At 38.4% G+C, this 15233-nt stretch carries 14 protein-coding genes; 13 read left to right on the plus strand and 1 reads right to left on the minus strand.

All coding sequences use genetic code 11. The features are described 5' to 3' along the window. Window positions 1-120 precede the first annotated feature (120 nt). The 7 genes from ystJ to CIL03_RS00965 all read left to right on the plus strand — a co-directional run bounded on the left by ystJ (window position 121) and on the right by CIL03_RS00965 (window position 7440). Entirely contained in the window at window positions 121-1359 is a 1239-nt protein-coding gene (ystJ, locus tag CIL03_RS00935) for an NADP-dependent malic enzyme (RefSeq protein ID WP_094883339.1), read from the plus strand. Window positions 1360-1456: 97 nt separating this feature from the next. Further along, on the plus strand, window positions 1457-2089 hold the full coding sequence (locus CIL03_RS00940; RefSeq protein WP_338061868.1) for a FadR/GntR family transcriptional regulator: 633 nt from the start codon (window positions 1457-1459) through the stop codon (window positions 2087-2089). A gap of 128 nt (window positions 2090-2217) precedes the next feature. Further along, complete coding sequence (gene accD / locus CIL03_RS00945; protein WP_094883340.1) at window positions 2218-3078, plus strand: acetyl-CoA carboxylase, carboxyltransferase subunit beta; 861 nt, start codon at window positions 2218-2220, stop codon at window positions 3076-3078. Beyond that, complete coding sequence (gene accA / locus CIL03_RS00950; RefSeq protein ID WP_094883341.1) at window positions 3075-4031, plus strand: acetyl-CoA carboxylase carboxyl transferase subunit alpha; 957 nt, start codon at window positions 3075-3077, stop codon at window positions 4029-4031. Before accD ends, accA begins: the two co-directional genes overlap by 4 nt. A gap of 193 nt (window positions 4032-4224) precedes the next feature. Then, window positions 4225-5184, plus strand: a complete 960-nt coding sequence (pfkA, locus tag CIL03_RS00955; RefSeq protein ID WP_094883342.1) for a 6-phosphofructokinase — start codon at window positions 4225-4227, stop codon at window positions 5182-5184. A gap of 30 nt (window positions 5185-5214) precedes the next feature. Further along, a complete protein-coding gene (gene pyk, locus CIL03_RS00960; RefSeq protein ID WP_094883343.1) occupies window positions 5215-6975 on the plus strand; it encodes a pyruvate kinase in 1761 nt (586 codons plus the stop codon). Window positions 6976-7050: 75 nt separating this feature from the next. Next, a complete protein-coding gene (locus tag CIL03_RS00965; protein WP_094883344.1) occupies window positions 7051-7440 on the plus strand; it encodes an FxsA family protein in 390 nt (129 codons plus the stop codon). Window positions 7441-7444: 4 nt separating this feature from the next. Here the strand turns inward: CIL03_RS00965 and ytvI are convergent, their stop codons facing one another. Beyond that, window positions 7445-8551 carry a sporulation integral membrane protein YtvI gene (gene ytvI / locus CIL03_RS00970; protein ID WP_094883345.1) on the minus strand — a complete coding sequence of 369 codons (1107 nt, stop codon included), beginning with the start codon at window positions 8549-8551 and terminating at the stop codon, window positions 7445-7447. Window positions 8552-8858: 307 nt separating this feature from the next. On the opposite strand from ytvI, the gene citZ reads away from it, so the two are divergent. From citZ to pnpS, 6 genes are all read left to right on the plus strand, one after another. Then, on the plus strand, window positions 8859-9974 hold the full coding sequence (gene citZ, locus CIL03_RS00975; protein WP_094883346.1) for a citrate synthase: 1116 nt from the start codon (window positions 8859-8861) through the stop codon (window positions 9972-9974). 108 nt (window positions 9975-10082) lie between these two features. Beyond that, window positions 10083-11354: an NADP-dependent isocitrate dehydrogenase gene (gene icd, locus CIL03_RS00980; protein WP_094883347.1), complete on the plus strand. Its 1272-nt coding sequence runs from the start codon at window positions 10083-10085 to the stop codon at window positions 11352-11354. Between the two features lie 21 nt (window positions 11355-11375). Continuing rightward, window positions 11376-12314: a malate dehydrogenase gene (gene mdh / locus CIL03_RS00985; protein ID WP_094883348.1), complete on the plus strand. Its 939-nt coding sequence runs from the start codon at window positions 11376-11378 to the stop codon at window positions 12312-12314. Between the two features lie 119 nt (window positions 12315-12433). Continuing rightward, a complete protein-coding gene (locus CIL03_RS00990) occupies window positions 12434-12910 on the plus strand; it encodes a MaoC/PaaZ C-terminal domain-containing protein (protein ID WP_094883349.1) in 477 nt (158 codons plus the stop codon). 147 nt (window positions 12911-13057) lie between these two features. After that, on the plus strand, window positions 13058-13750 hold the full coding sequence (locus CIL03_RS00995; RefSeq protein WP_094884402.1) for a response regulator transcription factor: 693 nt from the start codon (window positions 13058-13060) through the stop codon (window positions 13748-13750). After that, on the plus strand, window positions 13750-15126 hold the full coding sequence (gene pnpS / locus CIL03_RS01000) for a two-component system histidine kinase PnpS (protein ID WP_094883350.1): 1377 nt from the start codon (window positions 13750-13752) through the stop codon (window positions 15124-15126). Before CIL03_RS00995 ends, pnpS begins: the two co-directional genes overlap by 1 nt. The last annotated feature ends 107 nt before the right edge of the window (window positions 15127-15233 follow it).

Below are 15233 nucleotides of genomic sequence, written 5' to 3' on the forward strand. Positions count from 1 at the left end.
AGGAAACCATCTGTTATAATTAAGAGGTTAGAGGTGGTCTGACCACGTTGGAAATGCTTTCATAGTATTTTATTATAGTTGAAAAAGAATTTTTCAGGTGAAAGGGAGCGATCAATTAATATGGCAAACTTAAGAGATGAAGCATTGCACATGCATAAAGTAAATAAAGGAAAATTAACAATTCAGTCAAAGGTGCCCGTTCGTAATTCAAAAGATTTAAGTCTGGCATATTCTCCCGGTGTTGCTGAGCCCTGTAAAGAAATTCATGATCGCAAAGAGACAGTCTATGATTATACCATGAAGGGGAATATGGTTGCTGTAGTCAGTGATGGATCCGCCGTTTTGGGACTGGGGAATATCGGACCTGAGGCAGCACTGCCGGTAATGGAAGGAAAGTCTGTCTTATTTAAAAGCTTTGCCGGGGTTGACTCTTTTCCAATATGTCTGGATACCCACGATGTTGAGGAAATCGTCAGAACCGTTAAATTAATGGAACCTACTTTTGGCGGGGTGAATTTAGAAGATATTGCAGCCCCGAATTGCTTTATCATAGAAGAGCGCCTGAAAAAAGAAACAAATATACCTATTTTCCATGATGATCAGCATGGTACAGCAATTGTTACAGTCGCAGGTTTAATCAATGCATTAAAGCTTGTAGGCAAATCATTTTCTGATATTAAAGTAGTGGCAAATGGTGCAGGTGCAGCGGGAATTGCAATTATAAAACTATTGCATAATTTTGGTGTACGCAAAATGGTAATGTGTGATTCCAAAGGTGCTATTTATGCAGACAGGGCATATGGAATGAACGAAGTAAAAGAACGGGTTGCGAAATTCACCAATCTGGATAAAAAAGAAGGGTCACTTGAAGAAATGCTGGAAGGTGCGGATGTATTTATCGGTGTTTCTGTTGGTGGTGCACTGACGAAGGAAATGGTCAGAAAGATGAATGATGATGCGATTATTTTTGCGATGGCAAATCCGGAACCAGAGATTATGCCGGATGATGCAAAAGAAGCAGGTGCAAAAGTGATTGGCACAGGCAGATCTGATTTTCCGAACCAGGTGAATAATGTACTCGCATTTCCAGGGATTTTCCGTGGTGCCCTTGATGTCCGTGCAACAAGGATTAATGAAAGAATGAAGGTGGCTGCAGCATATGCTATTGCTTCCTTGATTTCAGATGATGAATTGAATGAGAATTATGTTATTCCCGCTCCATTTGATACGCGTGTAGCACCTGAAGTTGCTTCAAGTGTTGCAAAAGCAGCAATGGAGTCAGGAGTTGCTCGTATTGAGGCAGATCCGGAAGCAATTAAGGAAAAAACAAGAAGGTTAACACAAATTGATGAAGACTAATTTTAATTTGTAAGTGTTTAAAAAGTGCTGCAGACTCGGGGGAACTCTCTTAGACTGCAGCAATGCCTTTTTAAATGACCTTCAAAAGGAGTGAGCCATGGCAGTGTCCATGTCACCTAAACAGAAAGTATATCAAGGTGTATTACAGGAAATCCGCAAGTTTATTGAAATGAATGAATTGCAGGCTGGAGATAAGCTTCCATCTGAAAGAGAATTGTCAGAAACACTGCAGGCTGGCCGATCCTCCGTAAGAGAGGCATTAAGGGCGATGGAATTATTAGGCCTGATTGAAACGAGGCATGGGGAAGGCACTTTTTTGAGTACCTACCGGTCATATCAGACAGTTGAACTGCTGGCTTCTTTTATACTTCAGGAGAATCGTACAAAAAAGGATTTATTATCTGTGAGAACGATTCTTGAGAAAGAGGCCGTAAAGCTCTCATACCATAGCATCAGTAAAAGTGAAATTGAGAAATTATCAAGTATAATAGAAGATTCTTCGAAACAACCGATGGAAAAACATGCTGAGTTTTTTCAGGTTATTTTTAACAAAAATGAAAACTATCTGATGAAAAAAATATGGCAGCTGATTGATGAGTTTTCACATACGTTAAGCGAACTTTACTATGCAAAAGGATTTTATTTGGAAATCATTCAGATTTATAAGATGGAAAACTATCGGGCCATTGAAAGCTTATTTGAAGAGTTATCATCAAGTGATGGCAGTTAATAATAATTTTTTATCTCGACGTTTAATGACATCATTTTCATCGGTGTTTCGTTATACTGGAGTAAATTATACATAAGTCAATTCTATTTGATTGTTTGAAGTGTTGTTTGGAAAAAGGAGGAATTACCTTGCTCAAGGATTTTTTTGGCAAGCGAAAGAAATATGCATCGATTCCAAGTGAACAGGCAAAATCAGAAATTCCAGAGGGATTGATGCAAAAATGCAATGGGTGTCATAAAATTTATACCCGTAAAGAAATGAATAACAACTTAAAGGTGTGCCCAAATTGTGGCTTTCACCATCAACTTAATGCATGGGAGCGAATTGAAAGTCTGTTTGAAGAGGGAACATTTCGCGAGTGGGACAAGCAGATGATCACAGGTAATCCCCTGGAATTCCCGGACTATGAAGAAAAAATGGAAAAAGACCGCAAGAAATCCGGCCTGAATGAAGGGATCGTTACAGGTAAAGGAATACTCGAGGGACAGACGACCGCATTTGCTGTAATGGATTCCAGATTTCGAATGGGAAGTATGGGTTCGGTTATGGGTGAGAAAATTGCACGTGCAATTGAAAACGCAAAAAATGAATCCATTCCTTTTATTATTTTCAGTGCTTCAGGCGGTGCAAGAATGCAAGAAGGTGTTTTAAGCCTGATGCAAATGGCGAAAACCTCGATTGCAATTAAACGTTTCTCCGATGCCGGGGGATTAATGATTTCCGTGATGACACACCCAACTACTGGCGGAGTATCTGCAAGCTTTGCTTCATTAGGTGATTATAATTTTGCTGAACCTCAGGCATTAATTGGCTTTGCGGGCAGACGAATTATTGAACAAACGATACGCGAAAAGCTTCCGGAAGATTTTCAGACAGCTGAATTTCAGCTGAAGCATGGACAACTGGATAAAGTTGTTCACAGGCATGAGATGAAAGCCTTACTTGGAACAATGCTTGATATGCACAAGAAGGGCGGGGAAGTCTCATGAAGCAGCATGTACTTGAGTTTGAAAAACCAATTGTCAACCTGAAAGAAAAAATCACTGAACTAAAAAGCTTTACACAGGACAGTGAGATTGACCTTTCAGAGGAAATCAATACACTTGAAGAAAGATTATTGGTTCTGGAAAATGATATTTATGGAAATCTGAAGCCATGGAACCGTGTACAGATGGCAAGACATCCACAGCGCCCAACAACATTGGAATATATTGAGAAGCTGTTTACCAATTTTATAGAATTTCATGGTGACAGAAATTTTGGTGATGATGAAGCGATTGTTTCAGGAATGGCCTATTACAAAGAAATGCCGGTAACTGTAATCGGTCATCAGCGAGGAAAAGATACAAAAGAAAATATTCGCAGGAACTTTGGCATGCCACATCCGGAAGGCTATCGAAAAGCATTGCGGCATATGAAACAGGCTGAAAAATTCAATCGTCCAATTATTTGTTTTATCGATACAAAAGGAGCCTATCCTGGTAAAGCAGCTGAAGAACGAGGGCAGAGTGAAGCAATTGCCCGTAATTTAATGGAAATGGCCGGTCTTACTGTTCCAATCATCTGTATCGTAATCGGAGAAGGGGGAAGCGGTGGAGCTCTGGCTCTGGGGGTTGGTGATCATATACATATGCTTGAAAACTCAACCTATTCCGTTATCTCACCAGAGGGAGCTGCAGCATTGCTTTGGAAGGATTCGGCTTTAGCACAAAAAGCAGCAGAAACAATGAAAATAACCTCATATGATTTAAAGCAGCTGCAAGTGATTGATCAGATCATACCGGAACCAAGAGGTGGTGCACACCGTGATCTCGATCGGCAGGCTGAGTATATGGATGAAGTGCTGGAGAATTCATTGTCAGAGCTGAAGGACTATTCTCCTGATCATTTACTGGAGAAAAGATGGGAAAAGTATAAACAAATTGGTGATTACCAGGAATGATTATGGGGAAATTAATTGGAGGCTGACAACTAGTCGGTCTCCTGTTATTTTGCATGCTATCCCCCGGGTTATAAAGCAGGAATTACTTTATGGATAGTATAATTAATTGCTATTTTTGCTTTTTCACATTATCTTTAAATAATAGGATATTATTATAAAGCAATAAATTAGTGTTATTTGAGGTGAAAGAAATATGAAGAAAATTGGTGTTTTAACAAGTGGTGGAGATGCGCCTGGTATGAATGCAGCAATTCGTGCTGTTGTTAGAAAAGCGATATACCATGATATAGAAGTTTATGGAATTAAATATGGATTTCAGGGACTGATGGAAGGAAATATCGAAAAAATGGAAATCGGTTCTGTTGGTGATATCATTCATCGTGGCGGAACTGTTTTATATTCAGCCAGAAGTGAGGAATTTAAAACAGATGATGGCCAGCAAAAAGGAATTGAACAGCTGAAGAAATTTGGAATTGAAGGCTTAATTGTAATTGGAGGGGACGGAAGCTTTCGCGGTGCCCAGAAATTGACGGAAAAAGGCTATCCTTGCATCGGTGTACCCGGAACAATTGATAATGATATAACCGGTACTGACTTTACGATTGGATTCGACACCGCCTTAAATACAGTAATTGAGGCAATCGATAAAATACGCGATACAGCAACATCCCACGGCAGGGCTTATATTATTGAAGTAATGGGCAGAGATGCTGGGGACCTTGCGCTGTGGGCAGGTCTTGCAGACGGTGCTGAGAGTATATTAATACCGGAAAAGCCGACAGAATTCAATGATATTGTCCAGCGTCTTAAACGCGGTCATGAACGCGGAAAAAAACACAGCATCATTGTTGTTGCAGAAGGTGTAGGAAGCGGAATTGATATTGGCGATAAGATTAAAAAAGAGACAGATCTGGAAACTCGGGTTACTGTCCTTGGCTACATTCAGCGAGGCGGCTCTCCTACTGCTTCAGACCGTGTATTGGCAAGCAGGTTAGGTGCCCAGGCTGTAGATATATTGATGGCTGGTAAAGCTGGCAGAATGGTTGGTATTCAAAATAATCATTTAGTCGATCATGATATTTTGGAAATATTGAATCGGGAGCACACAATTAATGAAAAGATGTATACATTATCCCAGGAACTTTCCATATAGAAACAGCGTTAATTTGAAGGAGGAAGCAAAATGAGAAACACAAAAATCGTTTGTACAATTGGTCCTGCTTCTGAGTCGATCGAAACACTGGAGAAATTGATTGAATCAGGAATGAGTGTGGCCCGTTTAAATTTTTCCCATGGAGATTTTGATGAACATGGAAATCGTATAAATAATATAAGAAAAGCAGCAGAGAACTCAGGGAAAACAGTTGCAATTCTTTTAGATACAAAAGGACCTGAAATCAGAACAGGCAATTTTGAAGGTGGACAGGCTGAACTCGTACAAGGAAACACTGTATCTATTTCCATGGATGATGTACAGGGTACAGCGGAAAGGTTTTCAGTGACCTATGGTGGTTTAATTAATGACGTCCATGTAGGATCTAAAATTCTATTGGATGATGGACTGATAGAACTTGAGGTTATTGAAATTAATGAACATAGTAATGAACTGAAAACGAAAGCATTGAATTCAGGAACCATAAAAAATAAAAAAGGTGTTAATGTTCCGAATGTTTCTGTGAACCTGCCAGGCATTACAGAGAAGGATGCAGCAGATATCAGATTTGGAATTGAGCAAGGGATTGACTTCATTGCTGCATCTTTTGTCCGCCGTCCGTCAGATATTTTGGAAATAAGAGAGTTACTGGAAAATACAAGTGGCGAAGATATAAAAATCATTCCTAAGATCGAAAACCAGGAAGGCGTAGATAATATTGACAGTATTCTAGAGGTCAGTGACGGGTTAATGGTTGCCCGTGGTGACCTGGGTGTTGAAATTCCGGCAGAGGATGTTCCGCTTGTTCAGAAAATGCTGATCAAAAAATGCAATACCGCTGGAAAACCTGTCATTACAGCAACACAAATGCTTGATTCAATGCAAAGAAATCCTCGTCCTACAAGGGCAGAAGCATCCGATGTTGCGAATGCGATTTTCGATGGTACTGATGCAATCATGCTTTCAGGTGAGACGGCTGCAGGCATTTACCCGGTTGAATCTGTACAGACAATGAGCAATATCGCATTAAAGGCAGAATCCGCATTGGATCATAAATCAATTTTGTCACAGCGTTCGAAATCAGTGGATATGACAATAACAGATGGCATCAGTCAATCTGTAACTCATACTGCTATGAATTTGGATGTTAGTGCAATACTGACACCGACTGAAAGTGGACATACAGCAAGAATGATTTCAAAATACAGACCAAAGGCACCTATTGTTGCTGTAACTTACTCTGAAAAAGTAAATCGTCAGCTTTCCCTTGTTTGGGGTGTACATCCTATTTCCGGAAAAAGAGCGGATTCTACAGATGAAATGATGGAAATTGCTATTGAACGCGGTCTGCAGACAAATCTTTTTGAACGGGGAAACAAAGTAATTATTACTGCGGGTGTTCCGATTGGCGAAAGTGGAACAACTAATCTGATGAAGGTTCATGTTATTGGAGATGTTATTGCTAAAGGACAGGGAATCGGTCGCCGCAGTGCATATGGCAGGGCCGTTGTTGCTAAAAATGCCAATGAGGCTATTGAACGTTTGAATGATGAAGATATACTTGTAACATATGGAACTGACAGGGACATGATGCCTGCGATTGAAAAGGCTGGCGGAATAGTTACAGAAGAAGGTGGATTGACTTCACACGCTGCTGTTGTCGGTTTAAGTCTGGGTATTCCGGTAATTGTTGGGGTAAAAGACGTATTTGACTTAATTGAAGATGGCCAGGATATTACAATTGATGGAACCAAAGGGGATATTTATAAAGGTCATACAAGTGTACTATAGTCACTTGTATTAATTCAGAAGAAGGGGTAAAGCATATCCCTTCTTTTTTCTCTGACAGGAAAGGATGAAGCTGAAGTGAGATGGCTGCTCTTAATATTATTAGTATTATCTGCATCGGAAATTGGAGTGTTCATCTGGGTTGGCGGTATGATTGGACCGTGGTGGGTTGTGCTGATCATTATTTTAACAGGTATAATTGGTATTATGCTTGCAAAACAGCAGGGAGTCGAAACCTGGGACAAAGCAAGGATTTCCATCCAAAACGGTCATGCACCTACAGAATATATTATTGATGGTGTATGTATATTTATCGGTGCGGTCTTTCTATTCACACCTGGATTTATAACAGATACAGCAGGGTTTCTTTTGGTCCTGCCAATTACTAGAAAACCTTTCAAATCAAGTATATTAAAACTGGTAAAACGAATGATGGAAAGAAATACAATTACCTTTCGCAGATGGTAATATTTCATCCTCTGATAAATTGCCAAAGCTGTGTTAGAATTCCTGCCTGGTGCAGCGCAGTGAATAAAATTAATAAAAGCGGTGCAATAATAAGCCCTGGTACACCCCAAAATTGAACCCCTGCAAATAGTGACAGCAGAGCTGCCAGCGGGTTTAACCCAATATGTGATGAAAGTATTTTAGGTTCAAGTATCTGACGTAAAATAACTATTAACATATACAAGACAATTAAACTGATTGTCATGGAGTAATTTGCGGTTATAAATAGATAGATAATCCACGGAATAAAAATAACTCCTGTTCCAATATATGGCAGCAAGTCTACAGCTGCTGCAATGATAGCAATGGTCAAAGCGTGTTCAATTTTGAAAATAAGCAGGCCGATATATACAATGCATGTCGTTATGGAAAGAAGTAAGAACTGTGCTTTTATAAATCCGCTTACTGCCTTCTTCAGCTGTTCTAAAGCACGCTTTATCGATGGAGAGACCGAAGCGGGTATCCCTTTTATTACAGATTTACTGAGTGCCTGCCAGTCATTTGTGATAAAAAAAGCTGCCAGTACAATAAAGATTACAACTGCAACTGAATTTGGCAAAGAGGATAAAATAGCAGGTATTGCTGATAATAAACGATGAAGAAGATCTACGGCTAAAATAGAAATGTTATCAAGTATTTCTTGTATATTATCGGTAATGGCTGATTGCTGAGCGGGGTCCAGTGAATGAAAAAAATCAACGGTTTTATGATATAATGGCACTAGTTTTGAGTTAAAAAATTCTTCAACTGCACCTGTCAGTATCTGAACCTGTTTTGGCAGGATTTCTGCCAGATATGCTGTTCCCTGAATAAGTTCAGCCATAATAAACACAATTATCCCCATAATGAATCCGAATAATGCCAAAATAACAGCTGCCGATGCGACCGGCCTTGGAAATTTAAGTTTAATTTCAAAGAAACTCACTATTGGATTGATTAGAAAAGAAAGCAATATGGCAAATAAAACGGGAAAAAGAAAATCAGAGGTATATATGGCAAAGAAATAGATACCCAGCACAGCTACTATTACTGCAAGAAACCGTATAACCTGAAATAAAAATGGCTTGTACATAAAAAACAACCTCTTTTGCTTTTATTACTTTACATATGATAAAAGAACGAAAAATAGACATAGCAACATTTTTTGATCAGGTCTCTTTCCATAAATTTTATTGCTTTTAATCATTGCAGTATAAAATTAAATAAGGTGCCATTCAGGGCATAAATACGCATTTTGATAACTTTATTTCGGAAATTAAACGGTTTCAATTCACATTATATGAAATATACTTTATAATTGAGCGTGGGGATGACAATGTTACATAATAAATATTGTCTTATATATTATTACTTATTATAGAAAAAGGAGAGGGTTTGTTATGACAGCAACGAAAGGGCTTGAAGGAGTTGTAGCTACTCAATCATCAATAAGTTCAATTATTGATGACCAGCTGACGTATGTTGGTTACAAAATCGATGATTTGGCTAAAAATTCAAGTTTTGAGGAAGTAGTTTATTTATTATGGAATCTAAAACTGCCAAACAAATCGGAATTAGATGAATTTAAAGCTGAACTAGCGGAAAATATGGAGCTTCCTGATGCAATAATTGATCATTTGCGCTCCTATGACCTGTCAACCGTTCATCCAATGGCAGCATTGCGTACAGCTGTATCATTGCTTGGTCTGTATGACGAAGAATCCGATGTAATGGAACAGGATGCCAATAAACGCAAGGCGATTCGTCTGCAGGCAAAAATATCATCAATTGTTACAAGTTTTGCCAGGATCCGTCAGGGAAAAGATCCGGTTAAACCAAAAAAAGGCTTAAGCTATGCTGAAAACTTTTTATATATGTTAAATGGTGAAGAACCAAAGGATATTGAAGTGGAAGCAATAAATAAAGCCTTGGTACTGCATGCAGACCATGAGCTGAATGCATCTACATTTACAGCAAGAGTGTGTGTGGCGACATTATCGGATATTTATTCTGGTGTAACTGCTGCAATTGGTGCATTAAAAGGCCCACTTCATGGCGGAGCGAATGAACGTGTAATGAAAATGCTCACGGAAATTAGCGAAGAAGAAAATGCTATTCCATATATTAAAAAGAAATTTGAAAACAAAGAAAAAATTATGGGCATGGGACATCGCGTTTACAAAAATGGAGATCCGCGTGCAAAATTCCTGAGAGAAATGTCCAAACAATTAACAGAGTTAACTGGACAAGCTAAATGGTATAATATGTCAGTGAAGATTGAAGAGTACATTAAGGAGCATAAAGGTCTTCCAGCTAATGTCGACTTTTACTCCGCTTCTGTATACCACAGTCTTGGTATTGATCATGATTTATTTACACCAATTTTCGCAGTTAGCCGTGTATCCGGCTGGCTTGCACATATTCTGGAGCAATATGACAACAACCGTTTAATTCGCCCGCGTGCTGAATATATCGGTCCTAAATCACCAGAATACGTTTCAATTGAAAATCGCTAATTAGCAGAAGACTTTCGGCATCTGGCTACCAGACTGCCGAATATTCTCATGCAGATTAAAAATATGTTAAACTAAAATATGAAGTTATGTACACTAGGAGGCTTATTTATGGCACAGGGAGAAAAAATTATTGTAGAAAATGGAAAAATGAATGTTCCAGATAATCCAATCGTACCATTTATTGAGGGAGATGGAACTGGTCCAGATATTTGGTCCGCTGCACGTAAAGTAATCGAAGCAGCAGTAGAAAAAGCTTATAATGGCACTAAAAAAATTGAGTGGACAGAAGTATATGCCGGCCAAAAAGCATTTGACAAAACCGGTGAATGGCTTCCACAAGAAACATTGGACATGATTAACAAATACAAGATTGCAATCAAAGGTCCTTTAACAACACCAATCGGTGGCGGAATCCGTTCATTGAACGTTGCATTGCGTCAAGAGCTGGATTTATTCACATGCCTGCGTCCGGTACGCTATTTTGAAGGTGTTCCATCACCCGTTAAACGTCCTGAAGATGTAGATATGGTTATTTTCCGTGAAAACACTGAGGATATTTATGCAGGAATCGAATGGCAAAAAGGTTCTGCAGAAGTTAAGAAAGTAATTGATTTCCTTAAAAATGAAATGGATGTTAACAATATCCGCTTCCCGGAAACATCTGGAATCGGTGTTAAACCAGTTTCAGAAGAAGGAACAAAGCGCCTGGTTCGTTCAAGTATTGATTATGCACTTAACGAAGGACGCAAGAGTGTTACTTTAGTACATAAAGGTAACATCATGAAATTTACAGAAGGTGCTTTTAAAGCGTGGGGCTATGAAGTAGCTGAAGAAGAATATGGTGATAAAGTATTTACATGGGCTGAATATGACCGCATTGTGGAAAAAGACGGAAAAGATGCTGCAAATAAAGCACAGGATGAAGCTCTAGCTTCAGGGAAAATCCTTGTTAAAGATGCAATTGCAGATATTTTCCTTCAGCAAATTCTGACTCGTCCAAAAGAGTTTGATGTCGTTGCAACAATGAACCTGAATGGTGATTATATTTCGGATGCATTGGCAGCACAGGTTGGAGGAATCGGAATTGCTCCAGGAGCCAACATTAACTACAATACCGGCCATGCAATTTTTGAAGCAACACATGGTACTGCACCAAAATATGCAGGACTTGATAAAGTAAATCCATCATCTGTTATTCTGTCAGCAGTACTGATGCTTGAACATCTTGAGTGGAGAGAAGCAGCTGATCTGATTACACAATCAATGGATAAAACAATTGCCTCTAAAGTAGTAACTTATGATTTTGCTCGCCTGATGGACGGGGCAACAGAAGTTAAATGTTCTGAATTCGGTAATGAATTAATTAAGAACATGGATTAATATCAGCGGGGGGATATTCAAATGGTCATGAGAAGAAATAAGATCTCAGTAATTGGTTCAGGTTTTACCGGGGCTACTACAGCCCTAATGCTTGCACAAAAAGAGCTTGGGGATATCGTTTTAGTTGATATTCCAAGCATGGAAGATCCTACTAAAGGAAAAGCACTTGACATGGCTGAAGCCGGCCCTGTTCAAGGATTTGATGCAAAAATTAAAGGTACTGCAAATTACGAGGATACAAAAGACTCTGATCTTGTGATTATTACTGCAGGGATTGCCCGTAAACCAGGTATGAGCCGGGACGATCTAGTAAATACAAATGCTAAAATAATGAAGACAGTGGCTAAAGATGTTGTTAAATATTCTCCAGAAACAACAATCATTGTATTATCCAATCCGGTTGACGCAATGACATACACTGCTTTTAAAGAATCAGGCCTGCCAAAAGAACGAGTGATTGGACAATCCGGAGTTTTGGATACAGCACGTTTCCGCACATTTGTTGCTGAAGAACTTAATCTTTCTGTAAAAGATATTACAGGTTTTGTTCTGGGTGGACATGGAGACGATATGGTTCCATTAATTCGCTACTCCTATGCAGGCGGTATCCCCCTTGAAAAATTAATTTCTAAAGATCGCCTGGATGAAATTGTTCAGCGTACACGTACAGGCGGTGGTGAAATTGTTGGTCTTTTAGGGAATGGAAGTGCCTATTATGCACCTGCTGCCTCATTAACCGTAATGGCAGAAGCAATCCTGAAAGATCAGCGCCGTGTCCTGCCATCAATTGCATACTTGGAAGGTGAATACGGTTATTCCGATATTTACCTTGGTGTACCAACTGTTATTGGTGGAAAAGGTATTGAGAAAATTATTGAACTTGACTTAACAAAAGAGGAAAAAGCAGCATTGGATAAATCTGCTTATTCCGTTAAAAGCGTTCTGAAAGTATTAAAATAAAAACTAACAAAGAAGCTTCTTTTCACAGTTAAAGTGAATAGAAGCTTCTTTAATAATGTGGAAGATTCCAATTATCTTTGATATAATAGTAAACGCTTACATAATTGGGGGTGTCATTGATGATAGGGAAAAAAAGAAAGCTCGGAAAAGAAATTGGTGATATACGGATTGGTGATTCCTATACTGCGGTAAAAATTATTGAAGATAAGGATCTCCTATTATATTTAGGACTGACAAATGATGCAAATCCGCTTTATATTCAACATGATTATGCGTCACAGACACCATATAAAAAGCCGATTGTCCCATCGGTTATGCTTTATGGAATGGTCTCACAGGTTGTATCTATGCATCTTCCGGGACCAGGCAGTCATATTACCAAGCATGAAATGTCATTTCCAAAAGCAGTATATCATCAGTCTGAGCTCAAAATTACTCTAGAAGTTATCGCTGTAGATGAAAAAAACCATCAGGCAGCATTATCTGTTATTGCTTATGATTCAGATGGAGATGAGGTCGTTTTTGGAAAGCTTTATGTATGTCCAGCATATAAACCAAATTCACTTACCGCTACATCGCTGGAAAACTTTTTCTAGCTGTATAATGCGATCCATGCCAAAAGCCTTTGGTTTGTAAAGTTTTATTTACAAATCAATATAATGTTCACATTACTTCCTTTTCATTGTAAGATAATAGTTAGGTTAAACTATTGTTTTAATGGGAAATGAGGCTGAGACATCTTGATGAATCAAAAAATTCTAATTGTTGATGATGAAGTATCGATTGTGAAACTATTACAATTTAATATTGAAAAAGCTGGCTTCTTGACGGATACTGCATATGATGGGCTGGAAGCGATAAAAAAAGCTGAGAATAATGATTATGATCTCATTATTCTCGATTTGATGCTTCCAGGCATGGATGGTATCGAAGTTTGCAAGTATTTAAGAAACAATAAAATAGATACACCCATTTTAATGCTGACAGCTAAGGATGATGAATTTGATAAGGTGCTTGGACTGGAGCTTGGTGCTGATGATTATTTAACAAAGCCATTTAGTCCAAAAGAGGTAATCGCTCGTGTAAAAGCAATACTGAGGAGAGCTAATAAGGCAGCAGAGACGGATTATAAGAGCATTCAAATCGGTGATTTAATTATTTATCCCGAAAGATACGAGGCTGAGATGAATGGAAATGTGATCACATTTACCAGAAAAGAATTTGAACTCCTGTATTATCTTGCAAAAAATAAGGGAAAGGTCATTTCACGGGATCAACTTCTGAGCGGTGTCTGGGACTATGATTTTGTTGGTGATACAAGAATAGTGGATGTCCATGTCAGTCATCTCAGAGAAAAAATTGAACCTGAATCAAAAAGTCCTTTTTATATTAAGACAGTTCGGGGGCTTGGTTATAAAATGGAGGACATTATGTGATGAAGTATTTGTTCACCAAACCTATGATCACGTATGTTATCGGGACTTTCCTGACTTTTATTTTTACAGGCATCGTTTTAAGTCAGGTGGTTGATAATTATATTGTTCTTGCTGCTGTATTGCTCACTGCATTTATATGCATAATTCTTATATTGCTTCATATATACGACCGTCATATTAAGCCGATTAATAAAGCAACGAAAACGATGGAAGAAATAGTGAAAGGAAATTACACGGCGAGAATCCATCATTCATCCACAAGTGCAATCGGTGAATTAATACAAAAAGTGAATAAATTAGCACGCAATTTAAGTGAACTGTCCATTCAGGAGCAAATGCAGTCAGAACAGCTGACTACGGTAATTGATAATACAGAAAGCGGACTTGTATTAATTGATTCCAAAGGTTACATACATTTGGTGAACCGAAAATTCATTTCCATGTTTGGCAATACTGTCAAAGATTATAGAGGATATCTTTATTATGATGTCCTGGATAATGAAACGATTCATGAGACGGTGCAAAAAACGTTTTTATATGAAAAAGCGGTGAAAGAGTCATTTACACATATCAGCGGACTTGACAAATATCACTTGGAAATAGTAGGTGCTCCAATTTTTAATGAACGAAATATGATCAGAGGAGCAGTGCTTGTTTTATACGATATCACCGAATTGAGAAATCTTGAAATAATGCGTAAAGATTTCGTGGCAAATGTCTCTCATGAACTTAAAACGCCAATAACTTCCATCAAAGGATTTGCGGAAACACTATTGGATAATGATATGGAGGATGAAGAAGCAAGAGATGAATTTCTAAAAATCATCTATACGGAAAGCAACCGTCTGCAGCTTTTAATTGAAGACCTATTAACATTATCGAAATTGGAAAAAGATGATTTTCCTCTAGCGCTGACAAGTATAAATGTGAAAGCCTTGGTTGAAGAAATAATACCTGTAATTGCTCAAAAAGCAGATCAAAAACAATTATTATTGTCCTGTCATGTTGATGAGGGGATTACGTTTACTGCGGATAAGGAAAGGGTTAAACAAATTTTTATTAACCTTTTGGACAATGCGATTAACTATACCCCTCCAAACGGAGAAGTTCAACTTGATGTAACAACAAGAGATGAATATGTTTATATTAAGGTGACTGATACGGGAATTGGGATTGATGAACAAGCACAAAATCGGATTTTTGAGCGTTTTTACAGAGTAGACAGGGCTAGAAGCAGAAATACTGGTGGAACAGGACTGGGACTGGCAATCGTAAAACATATTGTTGAGGTGCACGAAGGCAAAATCGAGATTGTAAGTGAATTAGATAAGGGGACTGCCATCCATATTTATTTACCAATGAATAGACCAGAATAAGAAAAACATCCTCAATTCCAGGAGGATGTTTTTCGTTATTTTTTCTTTTCCATTTAGACAATGATAAAATAAGGTTAGTGATTACTTTTTCAGGAGGGGATAGCCAG

The organism is Virgibacillus indicus, assembly GCF_002266285.1.
Classification (GTDB): Bacteria; Bacillota; Bacilli; order Bacillales; family Amphibacillaceae; genus Virgibacillus_K; species Virgibacillus_K indicus.

Bases quoted from the DNA above. Each gene is read 5' to 3' on its own strand.
- mdh (WP_094883348.1), top strand. From the start codon at position 11,376: ATGGTCATGAGAAGAAATAAGATCTCAGTAATTGGTTCAGGTTTTACC.
- icd (WP_094883347.1), top strand. From the start codon at position 10,083: ATGGCACAGGGAGAAAAAATTATTGTAGAAAATGGAAAAATGAATGTT.
- ytvI (WP_094883345.1), bottom strand. From the start codon at position 8,551: ATGTACAAGCCATTTTTATTTCAGGTTATACGGTTTCTTGCAGTAATA.
- citZ (WP_094883346.1), top strand. From the start codon at position 8,859: ATGACAGCAACGAAAGGGCTTGAAGGAGTTGTAGCTACTCAATCATCA.
- pnpS (WP_094883350.1), top strand. From the start codon at position 13,750: ATGAAGTATTTGTTCACCAAACCTATGATCACGTATGTTATCGGGACT.
- ystJ (WP_094883339.1), top strand. From the start codon at position 121: ATGGCAAACTTAAGAGATGAAGCATTGCACATGCATAAAGTAAATAAA.
- CIL03_RS00940 (WP_338061868.1), top strand. From the start codon at position 1,457: ATGGCAGTGTCCATGTCACCTAAACAGAAAGTATATCAAGGTGTATTA.
- CIL03_RS00995 (WP_094884402.1), top strand. From the start codon at position 13,058: ATGAATCAAAAAATTCTAATTGTTGATGATGAAGTATCGATTGTGAAA.
- pfkA (WP_094883342.1), top strand. From the start codon at position 4,225: ATGAAGAAAATTGGTGTTTTAACAAGTGGTGGAGATGCGCCTGGTATG.
- pyk (WP_094883343.1), top strand. From the start codon at position 5,215: ATGAGAAACACAAAAATCGTTTGTACAATTGGTCCTGCTTCTGAGTCG.
- CIL03_RS00990 (WP_094883349.1), top strand. From the start codon at position 12,434: ATGATAGGGAAAAAAAGAAAGCTCGGAAAAGAAATTGGTGATATACGG.
- accA (WP_094883341.1), top strand. From the start codon at position 3,075: ATGAAGCAGCATGTACTTGAGTTTGAAAAACCAATTGTCAACCTGAAA.